Raw genomic sequence first — 15,817 nt, forward strand, 5'->3', positions numbered from 1 at the left:
TATTGTGGATATACTGTCAACCAATCTTAATTCAATTTGGTTTACAAGTATGTCTGTGACCGCTTCCGACCTGGCGTTTGACCAACGCCATATCTGGCACCCCTATACCTCCATGAGCCGCCCGTTACCCTGTTACCCGATCGAATCGGCCAGCGGCGTCGAACTGCAGTTGGCGGACGGCCGGCGCCTGGTGGACGGCATGTCCTCCTGGTGGGCGGCGATCCACGGTTACAACCATCCGCGCCTGAATCAGGCCGCCAGCCAGCAGCTGGAGAAGATGTCACACGTGATGTTCGGCGGTATTACCCATCCGGCCGCCATCTCGTTATGCCGGCGGCTAGTGGAGATGACGCCGGAAGCGCTGCAGTGCGTGTTCCTGGCGGACTCCGGTTCGGTGGCGGTAGAAGTGTCGTTGAAGATGGCGCTGCAGTACTGGCAGGCGCGCGGCGAGCGCCGGCAGCGCATCCTGACGCTGCGCCACGGCTATCACGGCGATACCTTCGGCGCGATGTCGGTCTGCGATCCGGACAACTCGATGCATAGCCTCTATCAGGGCTATCTGGCGCCGCACCTGTTCGCCACCGCGCCGCAGTGCCGCTTCGACGAAGAATGGCGTGAAGAAGATATTGCACCGTTCGCTGCGCTGCTGGAGCAGCACGCCGGTGAAGTGGCGGCGGTGATCGTGGAACCGGTGGTGCAAGGCGCCGGCGGCATGCGCATCTACCATCCGACCTACCTCAAGCGGGTGCGCGAGCTGTGCGATCGCCATCGGGTGCTGCTGATCGCCGACGAGATCGCCACCGGCTTCGGCCGCACCGGCAAGCTGTTCGCCTGCGAGCACGCGCAGGTGGTGCCGGACATTCTCTGCCTCGGCAAAGCGCTGACCGGCGGTTACATGACCCTGTCCGCCACCCTGACCACCCGCCACGTGGCGGAGACCATCAGCAACGGCGCGGCCGGCTGCTTTATGCACGGCCCGACCTTTATGGGCAATCCGCTGGCCTGCGCGGTGGCGGACGCCAGCATGGCGCTGCTGGCGGAAAATCGCTGGCAGGCGCAGGTGAGCGCCATCGAAACCCAGCTGAAACAGGAACTGCTGCCGCTCGCGGCGCTGCCGAAGGTGGCGGACGTGCGGGTGCTGGGGGCGATTGGGGTGGTGGAGATGCGCGAACCGGTGGATGTCGCCGAGCTGCAGCGCGGGTTCGTCGAGCGCGGGGTATGGATCCGGCCGTTCGGCAAGCTGATTTACCTGATGCCGCCTTACATCATCGAAACGGAACAGCTCAGCCGCCTGACCGCCGCCGTGGCCGCCGCCGCGCGTTAATGCCTTACCAATGCTGGTCCAGATAACGGGCCAGCAACCCCAGGCACAGCAGCCAGAGTAAAATGATCATCGCCGCCGCCATGCGGCCGGTGGGGTTGTCGACGCGTTTTTGCGCCTTCTCGCGCAGTTCGGCCATCAGCGGCTTGGGGATCAGTCGCACCGCCAGCATGATGCCCAGCGGCACGATGATCACATCGTCCAGATAGCCCAGCACCGGAATGAAATCCGGGATCAGATCGATCGGCGAGATCGCATAGCCGGCCACCAGCAGCGCGATCAGTTTGGCGTACCACGGGGTGCGCTTATCACGGGCGGCCAGCCACAGCGCGTAAATATCGCGCTTGATGCTTTTGGCCCAACGGCGCAGCCAGCCGAACCACGGCGTGCGTTTTTTCAGTGAGATCATGGTGGCGTTGTTTGGCTATCCGGCGGTCTGTAGGGAGGAAGATGCGGCCATGGTAACCGATCCGCGCCGCCGTTGGCGAATGGCAATCCCGCTTGTATTGTCACGGCGAAACGATCTAGCTTAAGGGTCCGCGTTTATCGACAACTGGGAGTCACTATGGCTTTTCGTTTGTACAGCAACGATCTGCAGGACGGCGGCAAGCTGCCGCAGGCGCAGGTCTTCAACGGCATGGGCTACCACGGCGATAACCTGTCGCCGCACCTGGCCTGGGACGGCGTGCCGGCCGGCACCAAGAGCTTCGTAATCGCCGTTTACGATCCCGATGCCCCAACCGGCTCCGGCTGGTGGCACTGGATCGTGGCCAACATTCCCGCCGACGTGCGCGAGCTGCCGCAGGGCGCGGGCTCCGGCAAAGCCCCGCTGCCCGCCGGCGCACTGCAGACCCGCACCGATTTTGGCTCGGCCGGCTACGGCGGCGCGGCGCCGCCAGAGGGCGAGAGCCACCGCTACCAGTTCACCGTGCATGCGCTGGACGTGGAAAGCATTGAGGTGGATGAAGGTTCCAGCGGCGCGCTGGTGGGCTTCAACGTCCACTTCCACAGCCTCGGCAGCGCCACGCTGACGGTGACGTTCAACTGATCCGCCGCCAATAAAAAAGCGCGGTTCAACCGAACCGCGCTTTTTCCATACTCGTCTGACCGCCGAATTACTTCGCCAGCACGCTCACCCACATCGGGCCTTTGCCCACCGGATAACGCGCCAGCGTGGTCAGCTCGCCACTGGCCTGGTCAATTTCATACACCGCGATGTGATCGGACTTCTGACCGGACGAAATCACGAAGCGGCCGCTGTGATCGATATTGAAACCGCGCGACTGCGTTTCGGTCGGGTGATAGCCGACCACGCTCAGCGTGCCGCCGTCTTCGGAAACGCTGAAAATGGTCAGAATGCTGGCGGTGCGATCGCTGGTGTACAGGAAACGGCCGTTCGGCGTGATATGAATGTCCGCCGCCCAGCGGGTGCCGTCGAAGTCGGCCGGCATGATGTCCAGCGTCTGCGTCACGGTGTATTTGCCACCGTTTTCCGAGATAGCCAGCACGTCCACCGTACCGTCCAGCTCATTGACGCAGTAGGCGAACTTGTCGTTGTGGTGGAACGCCATATGGCGCGGCCCGGCGCCGGCGGCGGTCGCCACCGCTTCCTGCGCGTGTGGCGTCAGCTGGCCCGCCAGGCTCAGGTTGAACAGGCGGATGCGGTCTTCTTTCAGGCAAGGCACCAGCACCAGCTGGTTGGTCGGATCGATGTTCGCCGAGTGCGGCGCGGTCAGGCCGTCGATCTGCTGAATAGGCGCCGTCACCACGCCGTCGTGGCCGATCGGGCTGATGCTGGCGCAGTTGCCGCTGTAGGAGGCGGAGAACAGGTAACGCCCCTGCAAATCGGTGGAAATATGGGTCGGGCTGCCCGGCAGCGGCGCCATGCCGGCCTGCTGCAGCGTGCCGTCCGCCTCGATGCGGTAGCTGACGATGCCGAATGCCGGACGTACGCCGACGTACAGGTGGGTCTTGTCCGGATGAAGGGTCATCGGCTGCACCTGGCCCGGCACGTCAACGGTTTGCAGCAGCGCCAGCGCGCCGGCGTCGTCCAACTGCCAGACGTGGATCTGCTGGCTCTCCGGGCTGGCGACATAAACGATTTGCTTCATGTGTTCTCCTTGCAAAGGGTAAAAGAGGAACCGGTTTCAGGCCGTTCGATTGCTCCTAGCTTACCGCACATCCGTCGCATGGCAACCCTGCTTAGCACCGGAAGCTCACGCGGTTTTCTCCATTGGCTATCCGGTGTACCATCGGATTAATTTTATGGCTAACGATAACGAGAACCCTATGAGCTACCGCGTCATCGCCCTCGATCTTGACGGCACCCTGCTGGACAATCAAAAACGCATCTTACCGCAGTCGCTGGAAGCGCTGGCGCAGGCGCGCGCCGCCGGCGTCCAGGTGGTGGTGGTCACCGGCCGCCATCACGTCGCCATCCATCCGTTCTACCAGGCGCTGCAAATAGACACGCCGGCCATCTGCTGTAACGGCACCTACCTGTATGATTTTCAGCAGAAAAAGGTGCTGGCCGCCGACCCGTTGGCGAAGGAGCAGGCCAAGCTGGTACTGCAGATGCTCAAACAGACCGACATTCACGGACTGATGTACGTTGACGACGCCATGCTGTATCAGGAACCGAGCGGCCACGTGACCCGCTCTCTGGCCTGGGCCGAAACCCTGCCGGCGGCGCAGCGCCCGACGCTGCTGCAGGTCGGCAGCCTGGCGCAGGCGGCCGACGACGCGCAGGCCATCTGGAAATTCGCCACCTCGCACGCCGATACCCTGGCGCTGCGCGAGTTTGCCGACACGGTGGAGAAAGAGCTGGGGTTGGCGTGCGAATGGTCCTGGCACGATCAGGTGGATATCGCCAAAGGCGGCAACAGCAAAGGCAAGCGCCTGCGCCAATGGGTGGAGTCGCAGGGGCTGAGCATGGATCAGGTGGTGGCGTTCGGCGATAACTACAACGATATCAGCATGCTGGAAGCGGTCGGTTTGGGCGTGGCGATGGGCAACGCCGATGACGCGATCAAGGAACGCGCCGATCTGGTGATCGCCGATAACCTGCAGCCGGGCATCGCCGAGGTGATCCGCACCCGCGTACTCTAGTTTTTTCGCCCTCCCGCCGGGAGGGCCTGTCTTAGCGGCTCTCGCGGCTGATCGACACGCTCTTCACCTGCGCGTACAGCCACTGCCCAGGGCGGATCGCCAGTTCATCGCGCGCCCACGGCGTGATCCGCGCCCACAGCACGTGTTCCCCGACCGCCAGCTTCACTTCCACCTGCCCGTCCACGTCCAGACACTCGCTCACCTTGGCCGGCAACACGTTGCGAATGCTGCTGTTGACCGGCGGCTGCAGCACCAGCGAGACGTCGGCGGCATTGATGCGAATGCGCAGCTGGGTGCCCAGTTCGGCGTCGATGCCGCTGACCCACAGCCGCTGATCGCCAAGCGCCAGCGCGGTCATGGCATAGCGTTGATGATGCTCAATCACGCTGACGCGCAGCACGCTGCTCTGATCTTCACGCTGCAGCCAAGGCCGCAGCGCGCTGCTGGCCCAGACGGCTTCCAGCCCGCCGAACGCGCGCACCTCGCCGCGATCCAGCACCATCACCTGCTCGGCCAGGCGCAGGATCTCGTCCAGGCTATGGCTGACGTAGAGGATAGGGATGTTGACGTCCTGCGCCAACCGCTCCAGATACGGCAGCAGCTCGCGTTTGCGTGGCAGATCGAGCGAGGCCAGCGGCTCGTCCATCAGCAGCAGTTCCGGCGCGGTCAGCAGCGCGCGGCCGATCGCCACCCGCTGTTTTTCACCGCCGGAGAGCGTCAGCGGCAGCCGATTAAGCAGCGGCCCGATGCCCAGCAGCTCGACAATGGTATTGAACTGCGCGCGCATGCCGGCCGCCATGCCGTACTGCAGGTTACCGCGCACCCGATAATGCGGGAACAGCCGCGCATCCTGAAACACGTAGCCGATGTGGCGCTTTTCCGGCGGCAGGCAAAGGCCCGCGGCAGTATCCACCAGCGTGCGGCCATTGAGCGCAATGCGCCCCTGCTGCAAACGGGTCAGGCCGCCGATGGCGTTGATCAGGGAGGTTTTGCCCGCGCCGGACAGGCCGAAAATCGCGGTGATGCCCTGCGCCGGCAAATCGGCGCGGACGTTGAGATTGAGGTCGCCCAGCTGCTGCGAGAAGTCCAGCTCCAGCATTTACACCCCCATCCGTTTGCGGCCCCAGCGGGCCAGCCATTCGGACACCATCAGCGAAGCCAGCGACAGCACGATGGCGATCGCACACAGACGCGCGGCGGCGGCCTCCGCCCCCGGCGTTTCAATCAGCGTATACATCGCCAGCGGAATGGTGCGGGTTTCACCGGGAATGTTGGAGACGAAGGTGATGGTGGCGCCGAACTCCCCCAGCGAACGGGCAAAGGCCAGCACCACGCCGACAATGACGCCGGGCAGCGACAGCGGCAGCGTGATGGTGAAAAACACCCGCCACGGGTTGGCACCCAGCGTGCGTGCCGCCAGCTCCAGCCGAGTGTCCACCGCCTCCAGCGCCAGCCGGATAGCGCGCACCATCAGCGGAAACGCCACCACCGCCGACGCCAGCGCGGCGCCGCGCCAGCTAAAGCTGAAGCTGAAGCCGAACCAGTCGTACAGCCACTCGCCGATGACGCCGCGCCGCCCCATGGCGATCAGCAGCAAATAGCCGACCACCACCGGCGGCAGCACCAGCGGCAGGTGAATGACGCCATCCAGCAGCGCCTTGCCGGGAAAACGGCAACGCACCAGCACCCAGGCCATCAAAATGCCGAACGGCAGGCTGCAGACCACCGCCAAACCGGAGACTTTCAGGCTCAGCTCAACCGCCTGCCACTCGTACTCACTCAGAATCATTTACGCGGGGTGAATCCATAATGTTCGAAAATAGCGGCGGCTTCCGGGCTCTTCAGATAGGTATAGAAAGCGCTGACCGCCGGAGTTTGACGATCTTTCACCATCGCCATCGGATATTCAACCGGTTTGTGGCTGTCTTCCGGGAACACGCCCACCACTTTCACCTTGTCGCTGGCGACCGCATCGGAGCCGTAGACGATGCCGAGCGGCGCTTCACCGCGCTCCACCAGCGCCATCGCGCTGCGCACGTTGTTGGCGCGCGCCAGTTTCGGTTCCAGCGCGCTCCAGGCGCCCAGATGCTCCAGCGCCTCTTTGGCGTAAATGCCGGCCGGCACGTGATCCGGATCGCCCACCGCCAGGCGGCCGCCGCTGAGCAACTTGGTCCAGTCGGTCTGCTTGTCGATGGCAATCTTGTCTTGTTTATCGCTCTTGGCGGCGATCAGCACCAGCTCGTTGCCCAGCAGCGTGTAACGGGTGTCTTTCACCACCTGCTGCTTATCGATGGCGTAATCCATCCACTGCTGATCGGCGGAGATAAACAGGTCGGCCGGAGCGCCCTGCTCAATTTGGCGCGCCAGCGTAGAAGACGACGCAAAGGAAGAAACCACCTGTACGTCCTTGCCTTTTTGATATTGGGTGGCGATGTCCTGCAGCGCGTTGGTCAGCGACGCGGCGGCGAACACGGTGACCTTTTCCGCCGCCGAGGCCTGAGCCACCAGGCCCGATGCCAACACGATCCCGCCAACCCATTTGGTCCATTGCTGTTTCATTGTTTTTCTCCGCAAGTTAACGTGCATTATCACTCTTCGTTATATAAAAAATAATATAACGTTGCGCGAAAGCTTGTCATGCGGTTTATCGGCAAAGCGTGAGATAACTTGAGGAATGCCCGCCGGGCGATGCCGACGGGTATCGGGATGGGGAACGGTCAGTGCTGGGTGCGGTTTTCTTTCGAACGACCCACTTTGGAGAAGACGTTGAACACTTCGCCAAAACCGTAGATTAGACCGAGAATGATCGCCATGACCACCGGCACCATCACCACGGCGAATAACAGACTTTTCAATAATTCCAACATGATAGCCTCGCTTAACTGCCCATTGAGCGGCAAATGCCTTTCACCGCATATCGGGTTATTCTAACCCAAAAAAATCGCTAAAACCGGAGTTATTTTAGCCAGCGAGGCGAAATTGTGATCGGCCAAACGTGCCCTTTTGACCGATCTCATCCTGCCGCAGGGTAATAGATCAGCGGCGGCGCATAGCCGTCGGGCGCTGCCAGCCGGGCCTCCACCCCGTATACCGCGCGAATGTGATCCGGCGTCAGCGCCTGCTGCGGCGTGCCCGCCGCACAGATCCCGCCCCGCTGCAGCAGCGCGACCCGATCGCAATAACAGGCCGCCAGATTCAGATCGTGCAGCGTCACCACCACGCTGAGCTTCAGCCGCCGCAGCAAGGCCATAAACTGCTGCTGATGAGCAATATCCAGATGATTAGCGGGTTCGTCCAGCAGCAGCCACGGCGTTTGCTGCGCCAACGCGCGCGCAAGGTGCACCCGCTGCCGTTCACCGCCGGACAGCCGTTGCCAATCACGATCGGCCAGGTGGCTGATGCCCACTTGTTCCATCGCCTGCCCGGCGAGGCGGCGATCTTCGGAGCCGAAACCGCGCCAGCGGCCGATGTGGGCCAGGCGCCCCAACAATACCGCCTCCTTCACCGGCAGCGCGAAGGCGCCGGGGGCGGATTGCTCGAGAAAGGCGATGCGCCTGGCGCGCTCCCGCGCGGAAAACGCGGCGATTTCGCGCCCTTCCAGCCAAACGCGGCCGCCGGCGGCGGGTTGCAGCCCGGCCAGCAGCTTGAGCAACGTGGATTTACCGCTGCCGTTGACGCCGAGCACGCCGGTGATTTCACCGGGCAAGGCGCAGAAACTGAGGTTTTCCAACACCGTGCGTTCGCCCACTCGCCAACTTACCGCCTCGGCGCACAGACCGGATTGCGTTTTTTCAACCGTCATGCATTGACCTTCCGATACAGCAACAGCAGGAATACCGGTACCCCCAACAGCGCCGTCAACACGCCAACCGGCAACTCGCGCGGGGCAAACAGCGTTCTGGCCAGGGTGTCCGCCGCCACGGCGAACAACGCGCCGCACAGCGCGCTGGCCGGCAACAGCTGACGATGCCGCGAGCCGACCAGCCGCCGGGCGACGTGCGGCACCGTCAGCCCGATAAATCCCACCGCGCCGCTGAACGCGACGATCGCCGCCGTCAGCGCGGTAGTCACCACATACAGCAGCAACTTCAGCGGAGCCACCGCCACCCCCAGCGAAGCGGCGGTCACGCCGCCGAACGCCAGCGCGTCCAGCTCACCCGCCCGCAGCCAACAAAGCAGCAGCGCCGCCGCCAGCGCCAGCCCGCACAGCCCGACCTGCGGCCAGCGCGCGTCGCTGAACGATCCCAGCAGCCAGAACATCACGCCGCGCGTGGCGTTGGCGTCTGCCTGCCAGAGGGTGATCAGCGAAGTCAACGCAGAAAGCAGCTGCGTCACCGCCACCCCGGCCAGAATAAACAGCGTGGACTCCCCCTGCAGCGAACGCCCGGCCAACAACATCACCAGCGCAAATGCCCCCAGCGCGCCGATAAACGCCCCGCCGGACACCGACAGCAGGCCGCTCCCCAGCCCCAATACCAGCACCGTTACCGCCCCCACACCGGCGCCGGAGGAGATCCCCAGCACCCAGGGATCGGCCAGCGGGTTGCGGGTCAGCGACTGCAGCACGGTGCCCGCCAGCGCCAGCCCGGCGCCGGCCAGCGCCGCCAGCAGCGCGCGCGGCATCCGCAGCGACCAGATGATGCGCTGATACACCTCGGCATCGGTCTGCGCACCGCCGCTAACGCCGAGCACGATGCGCCAGGCGTCGTGCCACGCGATCGGCGCAGGCCCCGACAAGGTGGCGCCCAGCAGAGCCAGCGGCAACGCCGCCGCCAGCAACAGCAGCCAGCCGGCCTCACGACCGGGCAGTAACCACCGGATCATGTTATTTCCAGCCTGCGATCACATAGTCGTCCAACAGCTGCCACACCGTCCCCACCTCGCTGAAACCGGCTTGTCTAAGCGCCGCGAGCTGGAAATCCACCGGCGTCGGCGGCGGCACCGGGCGGCCGGCGAACAGCGCGTCACGCTCGGCCTGATAAGCGGCCAATGCCGGCGATTGCAGTGCGTTCGCGAACCAGCGATCCCAATCCTCGACGCCGTTGTCCCAGGCGCGTTGCTGGGTCTGCTCATCGTGCCGCTCGGCCAACGCCTTCAGCCGTGGCTGACGGTGGTCATAGCGCTGATGATCGGCATTGAGGAATACGCCGCCGTCGGCCAGCAGCTCGGCGACGTTGCGGTACAGCGCCAGCTGCTGCTCCGGCATCAGCCAGTGCAGCGCCGTGCTGGACACCGCCGCCTGCGGCGCGGGGCCGGACAATGCGGCAAAACAGGCCGGATCCGCCAGATCGGCCTGCAGAATGCGGATCCGATCGCCGTATGCCGCCAGCGCACCGCGCGCCACCGCCAGCAGCAGCGGATCGAGATCGATGGCGGTCACCCTGGCCTGCGGAAAGCGCTGCAAAATGCGCAGGCTCAGCGATCCCGGGCCACAGGCCAGATCCACCACGTGAAAATCCTGGCCGGCGGCCAGCGCCAGCACCTCCAGCTGGGCGTTAAAACGCGCTTCCCGCTCGGCGATGTAGGCCGCCTGCTGGCGATCCCAGGCATCCAGCAGTGAAGAGAGCGAAGAAGATGAAGATAATGAAACGGCTGTCATATCAAGGTTCCTTGTTGGAAAAAGTCGTAGCCTGCGGCGGCAAGGCCGCCAGGCCCCGAATCAAACGGCCCAGCGCCGCCACGGTGCGGGCGGAAGGGTCCATGTCGTAACCGGGGAGGATCACGTAGCGCCGCTGACGCACGGCGCGCAGCGTCGCGGTCAGCGGGTGATGCTCCAGAAAGGCGATCTTGTCCGCTGCGCTGTCGCCGAAGCCGCCGCGCGGCAGATCGCCAAGCACGATCGCATCCGGATCGCGGGCGGCGATAACCTCCCAGGATACCGTCGGCCACAGCTCGGGCCGATCGCCGAACAGGTTCTCGCTGCCGATGCTGCGGCTCAGCAAACCTGGTGCGCCGCAGCAGCCGGCCACGTAGGGCGTCTGCGTGCCGGCATACCACCACAGCAGACGCAAATGCGGCAGCGGCGCGCGCTGCGCCTCAAACGCCTGCAGTTGCCCGCGCAGCCGCGCGATCGGCGCTTCACCGGCACGGCTGACGTTGAAAATGCGCGCCAGCTCCCGCAGCTCGGAGAAGATGTCTTCAAACGTCAGCGCGGCGGCGATCGCGCTTTGCTGGCCGCTGCAGGCGCCGGGGGAGAGGTAAGTGCCGATGCCCCATTCCGCCAGCCGCGCCCGATCGGGCGTTTCCGGGCTGTGCAGCCAGTAATAGCTGGCCGAATAGACAAAATCCGGCTGCATCAGCAGCAACGCTTCCGCCGTGGGCGGCGCCGGGCTGGCGGGCGCCCGCAGCGCATCGGCCGGCGCCGTCGGCGCGGGATCGCGCGTGCGGTCATACCCGACCACGGCGATCGCACGGCCAGCCAGCCCCAGCGCCAGCAGGTTTTCCAGCGCCGGATTGGCGTAAACCAGCACCCGCTGCGGCGGCTGCGGGTAATCGCGCGTTACCCCGCAATTTTGCAGGCTGACGGCATCGACCGGCAGCGGCACGCCCCCGCCCAATCCCAGGGCGCACAACAACGGATAAAGCGATCGTTTCACGCCGTCAGAACCTGACCGACACGAAGGTTTCATAGCTGCGCGGCGGCGCGATCAGCGCCTGATCCGGGTAGGTGCGCTGATAGGCGTACAGCTGGTTGGTGGCGTTGCGAATGCGAAAACCGACATCGACGATCGGCGTCAGCTGATAGTCTGCCGCCAGATCGAGCGTGGTGTACGCGCGCATCTTGCGCCGGTTGGCGTCGTCGTTGTAGCTGCTGCCGACGTAGCGCAGCGAAGAAGCCAGCCCCAGGCGCGCCGTCGCCTGATAATGCACGCTGAGGTTGGCGGTCCAGTCCGGGATATAGGCCGGGCGATTGCCGTTGTAGCTGCGCAGCGGGCTGCCGCCGCGATAGTCGTCGTAGCGGGCATGCGTGTAGGCGGCATTGCCGGCCAGCTCCCAACGATCGTCGGGACGCAGCACCACGCCAAGCTCGATGCCACGCGACGTCTGCCTGCCTACCGCGTTCAACGCATCCGGCCGCTGCGCGTCGGGCACAAACAGGTTGTCCTTGCGCAGTTCGTACAGCGCCAGCGTCGCCTCGCCCTTGTTCCCCCAGAACTGCCCTTTGACGCCGGCCTCCCACTGGCGCGCTCGCGTCAGCGGCAGATCGGTCTGCGTTGGGCTGAGGAAGAACAGATCGTTGCCCGGCTCCTGACCGGTGGTGTAGTTGGCGTAGAGCGTGAGGTTATCGGTCAATGCATAGCTGGGGCCCAGGCTCCAGGTGCTGAAAACATAAGTGTGGGCGCGGCTCTCTTCCTGCGGCCCCTGGAAGCGCCAGTCCATGTTCATATGGTTGTAGCGCAGCTGGCCCAGCAACGCTAAACGCTCGGTCAGGCTGAAGCGGTCTTCAAGAAAGGCGGCGTACTGATTCTGGGTGACGTGGCGCACCGGCGCACGCTGGCTGGCGGTGCCCTGAGCGAACGGCTCTCTGGGCGGCGCGCCGAGCGGTACGTCTTCGGAGCCAGGGAAACCGTTCGAGTAGTACTGAAAATGCCGCTTACTCAGATCGAAGCCGACCAGCAACCGGTTATCGAAACCGGCGATGGCCCGATCGAACACCAGCGAACTGCGGTTGCCGATCAGATCGTCGTCGTGCGCCAGGGCGCCAAAGGAGTCGCGGTTGACGTCGCCGGGCCGGGCCGCCGCCGCGACGCGGAAACGCTCGACGTTGCGCCATTCGCGAAAGCCGCTGTAGTAATAGAATTGGTTATGCCACTCCACTTCGGGCGTCATAAACCAGTCCAGACTGGCCTGAAATGCGGTGGCGTTGCTCTGGATGCGGCTGTCGGTCAGGTTGTTGTAATTGATGTCACGCAGCTCGCCGGCAATGCGCCCGTCCAGCAGCGGCGTGCCGTAGTAAGGGTTGTTGGTGCGGTTGAGCATGCGGTCCAGGCTCAGCGTCAGCAACGCTTCGTCCGTCAATTTAAACAGCAGCGAGCCGGAAACCCGCTTCTGCCGATCGCGTTCATACTGCACGTTGCTGCCGCTGTCGTTGCCGCTGACGTCCAACCGGTACGCCACCGCATCGTCCACCAGCGCGCCGCCGGCCCCCAGATGCAGACGCTGGCTGCGGTAGCTGCCGAAGCCATAATCAAGCTCAACCGGCTGGCGGCTGAAGGTCGGCCGCCGCGAGATCAGGTTGACGCTGCCGCCCGCGGCGCTCAGGCCGTTCAAGGCCGATCCCGGCCCGCGCAGTACCTCGATGCTGTCGTAATGCGACGGATCGCCCAGTTGCAGCGTGCTGCCGGGCATCTCTACGCCGTTATACAGCCAGGCGATCGGCCGAAAACCGCGTGCGGAAAAGTTGTTGGACAACGTTGGCGAAGCGACGCCGGACAGACCGGTGGCGTGCTCGACGGCGGTGGCCAGCGAGCGATCGCCCCGCTGTTGGATCGCCCGCGCGCTGATGATATCGACGCTGCGCGGCGTCTCCCGAGCGCTCAGCCCGAGCTGTGACGCGCTGCGGCTCACGGCGTTCAACGCATCGTAACGCCCGGTGGGGGCTGCCGCCGCCGCCTCCACGGTGAGATGTTCTTCACATCCCGTGGCATTGCGGGCTTTATCGCAGTCGGCGGCGAAAGCCAGCGGCGCCGCCAGTGCACCGCCGACCCAGGCGGCGGCGAGGCATAAAGATTTACTGGGCGCGCGAAGGCGCCGGCGTGTCGTACTCATGTGGAGCATCCCTGTGGTGAAATAAAAATCGGCCGCAGCCGGAATAAAGCTTTATCGTTTTCTGTTATGTTATATTATTACAATATTGCAATGCCAGTCTTTATTGCCCCGCTCTCCCACGCACGGCGTTTGGCGCTTTGCCGCCAAATCGGCGACAATAAGATTTTTGCTGCCGACAGGATGTGCGCAATGCAGGCCGAAATTCTTCTGACTCTCAAACTCCAGCAAAAGCTGTTCGCCGATCCGCGCCGCATCGCGCTGCTGAAACAGGTGCAGCACACCGGCTCCATCAGTCAGGGGGCCAAACTGGCGGGCATCAGCTACAAAAGCGCCTGGGACGCCATCAATGAGATGAACCAGCTGGCGGAACAAACGGTGGTGGAACGCGCCACCGGCGGTAAAGGCGGCGGCGGCGCGCAGCTGACGCACTATGGCCAACGGCTGATCCAGCTTTATGACCTGCTGGGCCAGGTACAGCAAAAAGCTTTCGACGTGTTGCAGCAGGACGATCTGCCGCTCGACAGCCTGCTGGCGGCCATCTCGCGCTTCTCGCTGCAAACCAGCGCGCGCAATCAGTTCTTCGGCACCGTGATCGAACGCGATCATCAGCAGGTGCAGCAGCACCTGGCGATTTTGTTGAACGACGGCACCACTCGCCTGACGGCGGCCATCACCCAACAAAGTGCCGACCGGTTGCAGCTGACGCCGGGCAAAGAGGTGCTGGCGCTGATCAAGGCGCCCTGGGTGCGGTTAAGCGTCGAGACGGCGGAGCATGCCGGTGCGGATAACGCGCTGGCAGGCGTGGTAGCCGGCATTCAGCCGGGGGCCGAACACAGCGAGGTGCTGGTGACGCTGGCGGGGGGCGAAACCCTGTGCGCCACCCTGACGACGGCGGAGCTGCAGCGCCTGCAGCTGAGCGTCGGCGCCGCCGTACACGCCCTGTTCAACGCCGACCACGTGATTGTCGCCACGTTGTGTTAAGCGCAACGTAACGTTGCGTTTTTGCTGATTGACATCACCGTGCAATGCGCCTATTTCTAAGGCAAATAATTGCAAAAAAAGGAACAGGTGATGTCGTCGTTGCACATTTCGCAAGGTTCATTCCGCTTAAGCGATACCCGTACCCTGACGCTGGACGCGCTGGAAATCCAGGCCGGCGACAGTTGGGCCTTCGTCGGCGCCAACGGCAGCGGCAAATCCGCCCTGGCGCGTGCGCTGGCCGACGAACTGGTTCTGCTGAGCGGCGAACGGCGCAGCGATTTTCAGCACGCGGTGCGCATCTCCTTCGAACAGCTGCAAAAAATGGTCAGCGACGAGTGGCAACGCAACAACACCGATCTGCTCAGCGCGGACGAGGACGACACCGGCCGCACCGCGGCGGAAATCATTCAGGAAGAGGTGAAAGACGCCGCGCGCTGTGAGCGGCTGGCCGCGCAGTTCGGCATCACCGCCCTGCTGACGCGCCGCTTCAAGTACCTCTCCACCGGCGAAACGCGTAAAACCCTGCTGTGCCGGGCGCTGATGCCCGAGCCTGACCTGCTGATCCTCGACGAACCCTTCGACGGGCTGGACGTTCACTCGCGCGCGCAGCTCGCCGCGTTGCTGAGCGAACTTTCCGCCCAGGGCCAAACCGTGGTGCTGGTGCTCAACCGGTTCGACGAAATACCGGATTTTGTCCGGCAAGTGGGCGTGCTGGCGGACTGCACCCTGACCAGCCGCGGGCCGCGCCGCCAGGTGATGGCAGACGCGCTGGTGGCGCAGCTGGCGCACAGCGAAAACCTCAGCGGGCTGGCGCTGCCGGAGACCGAGGATCCGACGCAAAAGGTGACCCTGCCGGCGGATCGGCCGCTGATCGTCCTGCGCGACGGCGTAGTCAGCTATAACGATCGACCGATCCTCAATCATCTCGACTGGCAGGTTAACCCCGGTGAACATTGGCAGATCGTCGGCCCGAACGGCGCCGGCAAGTCCACGCTGCTGAGTTTGATCACCGGCGATCATCCGCAGGGCTACAGCAACGATCTGACGCTGTTCGGCCGCCGCCGCGGCAGCGGGGAAACCATCTGGGAGATCAAGCGCCATATCGGCTACGTCAGCAGCAGCCTGCATCTGGATTATCGCGTCAACACCAGCGTGCGCAACGTGGTGCTGTCGGGGTTCTTCGATTCGATCGGTATTTATCAGGCGGTCTCGGATCGTCAGCGGCAGCTGACCGAACAATGGCTGGCGCTGCTCGGGCTCGACGGCGCGCGCGGCGACGCTCCGTTCCACAGCCTTTCCTGGGGCCAACAGCGGCTGGCGCTGATCGCCCGCGCGCTGGTGAAACACCCGGCGCTGCTGATCCTCGACGAGCCGCTGCAAGGGCTGGATCCACTCAATCGCCAGCTGGTGCGTCGCTTCATCGACGTGCTGATTGGCCAGGGCGCCACCCAGCTGCTGTTCGTCTCACACCATGCCGAAGACGCGCCGCGGTGCATCACTCACCGCCTCAGCTTCGTGCCCGACGGCGAGGGCGGCTACGGCTACCAACAGCAACGGCTGGAGGCGGCCTCCGCCTGAAGCGCGGCGTAAACATATCCGGCAACACTTCACCGCAGCACATCACATTTGGCCTTTTAT

16 protein-coding genes are annotated in these 15,817 nt (G+C 64.1%); 5 read left to right on the top strand and 11 right to left on the bottom strand.

The features are described 5' to 3' along the window. Nucleotides 1-49 precede the first annotated feature (49 nt). A complete protein-coding gene (gene bioA / locus FUU19_RS08560; protein WP_141970319.1) occupies nt 50-1,324 on the top strand; it encodes an adenosylmethionine--8-amino-7-oxononanoate transaminase in 1,275 nt (424 codons plus the stop codon). Between the two features lie 4 nt (nt 1,325-1,328). Here the strand turns inward: bioA and FUU19_RS08565 are convergent, their stop codons facing one another. After that, nucleotides 1,329-1,730 carry a YkvA family protein gene (locus FUU19_RS08565; protein ID WP_038870940.1) on the bottom strand — a complete coding sequence of 134 codons (402 nt, stop codon included), beginning with the start codon at nt 1,728-1,730 and terminating at the stop codon, nt 1,329-1,331. Between the two features lie 156 nt (nt 1,731-1,886). Here FUU19_RS08565 and FUU19_RS08570 point away from each other — a divergent pair, with 156 nt between their 5' ends. Then, nucleotides 1,887-2,369 carry a kinase inhibitor gene (locus FUU19_RS08570; RefSeq protein WP_202669100.1) on the top strand — a complete coding sequence of 161 codons (483 nt, stop codon included), beginning with the start codon at nt 1,887-1,889 and terminating at the stop codon, nt 2,367-2,369. 67 nt (nt 2,370-2,436) lie between these two features. Here the strand turns inward: FUU19_RS08570 and pgl are convergent, their stop codons facing one another. Further along, nucleotides 2,437-3,432 (bottom strand): 6-phosphogluconolactonase, encoded by a 996-nt coding sequence (gene pgl / locus FUU19_RS08575; protein WP_230490139.1) that lies wholly within the window; start codon nt 3,430-3,432, stop codon nt 2,437-2,439. A gap of 178 nt (nt 3,433-3,610) precedes the next feature. Between pgl and FUU19_RS08580 the strand changes: the two genes are divergently transcribed. Further along, complete coding sequence (locus FUU19_RS08580) at nt 3,611-4,429, top strand: pyridoxal phosphatase (protein ID WP_197752976.1); 819 nt, start codon at nt 3,611-3,613, stop codon at nt 4,427-4,429. Nucleotides 4,430-4,460: 31 nt separating this feature from the next. Here the strand turns inward: FUU19_RS08580 and modC are convergent, their stop codons facing one another. From modC to FUU19_RS08625, 9 genes are all read right to left on the bottom strand, one after another. Further along, nucleotides 4,461-5,528: a molybdenum ABC transporter ATP-binding protein ModC gene (gene modC, locus FUU19_RS08585; RefSeq protein WP_230490138.1), complete on the bottom strand. Its 1,068-nt coding sequence runs from the start codon at nt 5,526-5,528 to the stop codon at nt 4,461-4,463. Then, nucleotides 5,529-6,218, bottom strand: coding sequence for a molybdate ABC transporter permease subunit (modB, locus tag FUU19_RS08590; RefSeq protein WP_230490137.1), 690 nt, complete (start codon nt 6,216-6,218; stop codon nt 5,529-5,531). Then, entirely contained in the window at nt 6,215-6,988 is a 774-nt protein-coding gene (gene modA, locus FUU19_RS08595; protein WP_230490136.1) for a molybdate ABC transporter substrate-binding protein, read from the bottom strand. The genes modB and modA overlap by 4 nt, the downstream gene beginning before the upstream one ends. Before the next feature lie 158 nt (nt 6,989-7,146). Further along, nucleotides 7,147-7,296, bottom strand: a complete 150-nt coding sequence (locus FUU19_RS08600) for an AcrZ family multidrug efflux pump-associated protein (RefSeq protein ID WP_141970326.1) — start codon at nt 7,294-7,296, stop codon at nt 7,147-7,149. A 146-nt stretch (nt 7,297-7,442) separates the two neighbouring features. After that, the gene (locus FUU19_RS08605; protein ID WP_230490135.1) at nt 7,443-8,231 is read right to left on the bottom strand and encodes an ABC transporter ATP-binding protein; all 789 of its coding nucleotides are present in this window, start codon (nt 8,229-8,231) and stop codon (nt 7,443-7,445) included. Continuing rightward, nucleotides 8,228-9,253 (bottom strand): FecCD family ABC transporter permease, encoded by a 1,026-nt coding sequence (locus tag FUU19_RS08610; protein WP_230490134.1) that lies wholly within the window; start codon nt 9,251-9,253, stop codon nt 8,228-8,230. Before FUU19_RS08610 ends, FUU19_RS08605 begins: the two co-directional genes overlap by 4 nt. A gap of 1 nt (nt 9,254) precedes the next feature. Next, nucleotides 9,255-10,028 carry a class I SAM-dependent methyltransferase gene (locus FUU19_RS08615; protein WP_230490133.1) on the bottom strand — a complete coding sequence of 258 codons (774 nt, stop codon included), beginning with the start codon at nt 10,026-10,028 and terminating at the stop codon, nt 9,255-9,257. Between the two features lies 1 nt (nt 10,029). After that, nucleotides 10,030-11,025, bottom strand: a complete 996-nt coding sequence (locus tag FUU19_RS08620; protein ID WP_230490132.1) for an ABC transporter substrate-binding protein — start codon at nt 11,023-11,025, stop codon at nt 10,030-10,032. 4 nt (nt 11,026-11,029) lie between these two features. Continuing rightward, on the bottom strand, nt 11,030-13,198 hold the full coding sequence (locus FUU19_RS08625; RefSeq protein ID WP_230507108.1) for a TonB-dependent siderophore receptor: 2,169 nt from the start codon (nt 13,196-13,198) through the stop codon (nt 11,030-11,032). Between the two features lie 189 nt (nt 13,199-13,387). Here FUU19_RS08625 and modE point away from each other — a divergent pair, with 189 nt between their 5' ends. Both modE and modF read left to right on the top strand, forming a co-directional pair. Then, the gene (modE, locus tag FUU19_RS08630) at nt 13,388-14,179 is read left to right on the top strand and encodes a molybdenum-dependent transcriptional regulator (protein WP_141970338.1); all 792 of its coding nucleotides are present in this window, start codon (nt 13,388-13,390) and stop codon (nt 14,177-14,179) included. 90 nt (nt 14,180-14,269) lie between these two features. Beyond that, nucleotides 14,270-15,757, top strand: a complete 1,488-nt coding sequence (gene modF / locus FUU19_RS08635) for a molybdate ABC transporter ATP-binding protein ModF (protein ID WP_230490130.1) — start codon at nt 14,270-14,272, stop codon at nt 15,755-15,757. Nucleotides 15,758-15,817: the final 60 nt, after the last annotated feature.

Origin of the sequence: Serratia montpellierensis, assembly GCF_020858655.1 — a bacterium.
Taxonomy (GTDB): domain Bacteria; phylum Pseudomonadota; class Gammaproteobacteria; order Enterobacterales; family Enterobacteriaceae; genus Serratia; species Serratia montpellierensis.

Excerpts from the sequence above, each read along its gene's own strand:
- FUU19_RS08615 (WP_230490133.1), bottom strand. The coding sequence starts at position 10,028 with ATGACAGCCGTTTCATTATCTTCATCTTCTTCGCTCTCTTCACTGCTG.
- FUU19_RS08625 (WP_230507108.1), bottom strand. The coding sequence starts at position 13,198 with ATGAGTACGACACGCCGGCGCCTTCGCGCGCCCAGTAAATCTTTATGC.
- FUU19_RS08610 (WP_230490134.1), bottom strand. The coding sequence starts at position 9,253 with ATGATCCGGTGGTTACTGCCCGGTCGTGAGGCCGGCTGGCTGCTGTTG.
- bioA (WP_141970319.1), top strand. The coding sequence starts at position 50 with ATGTCTGTGACCGCTTCCGACCTGGCGTTTGACCAACGCCATATCTGG.
- FUU19_RS08565 (WP_038870940.1), bottom strand. The coding sequence starts at position 1,730 with ATGATCTCACTGAAAAAACGCACGCCGTGGTTCGGCTGGCTGCGCCGT.
- FUU19_RS08570 (WP_202669100.1), top strand. The coding sequence starts at position 1,887 with ATGGCTTTTCGTTTGTACAGCAACGATCTGCAGGACGGCGGCAAGCTG.
- FUU19_RS08600 (WP_141970326.1), bottom strand. The coding sequence starts at position 7,296 with ATGTTGGAATTATTGAAAAGTCTGTTATTCGCCGTGGTGATGGTGCCG.
- modC (WP_230490138.1), bottom strand. The coding sequence starts at position 5,528 with ATGCTGGAGCTGGACTTCTCGCAGCAGCTGGGCGACCTCAATCTCAAC.
- modA (WP_230490136.1), bottom strand. The coding sequence starts at position 6,988 with ATGAAACAGCAATGGACCAAATGGGTTGGCGGGATCGTGTTGGCATCG.
- modF (WP_230490130.1), top strand. The coding sequence starts at position 14,270 with ATGTCGTCGTTGCACATTTCGCAAGGTTCATTCCGCTTAAGCGATACC.
- modE (WP_141970338.1), top strand. The coding sequence starts at position 13,388 with ATGCAGGCCGAAATTCTTCTGACTCTCAAACTCCAGCAAAAGCTGTTC.
- modB (WP_230490137.1), bottom strand. The coding sequence starts at position 6,218 with ATGATTCTGAGTGAGTACGAGTGGCAGGCGGTTGAGCTGAGCCTGAAA.
- FUU19_RS08605 (WP_230490135.1), bottom strand. The coding sequence starts at position 8,231 with ATGACGGTTGAAAAAACGCAATCCGGTCTGTGCGCCGAGGCGGTAAGT.
- pgl (WP_230490139.1), bottom strand. The coding sequence starts at position 3,432 with ATGAAGCAAATCGTTTATGTCGCCAGCCCGGAGAGCCAGCAGATCCAC.
- FUU19_RS08580 (WP_197752976.1), top strand. The coding sequence starts at position 3,611 with ATGAGCTACCGCGTCATCGCCCTCGATCTTGACGGCACCCTGCTGGAC.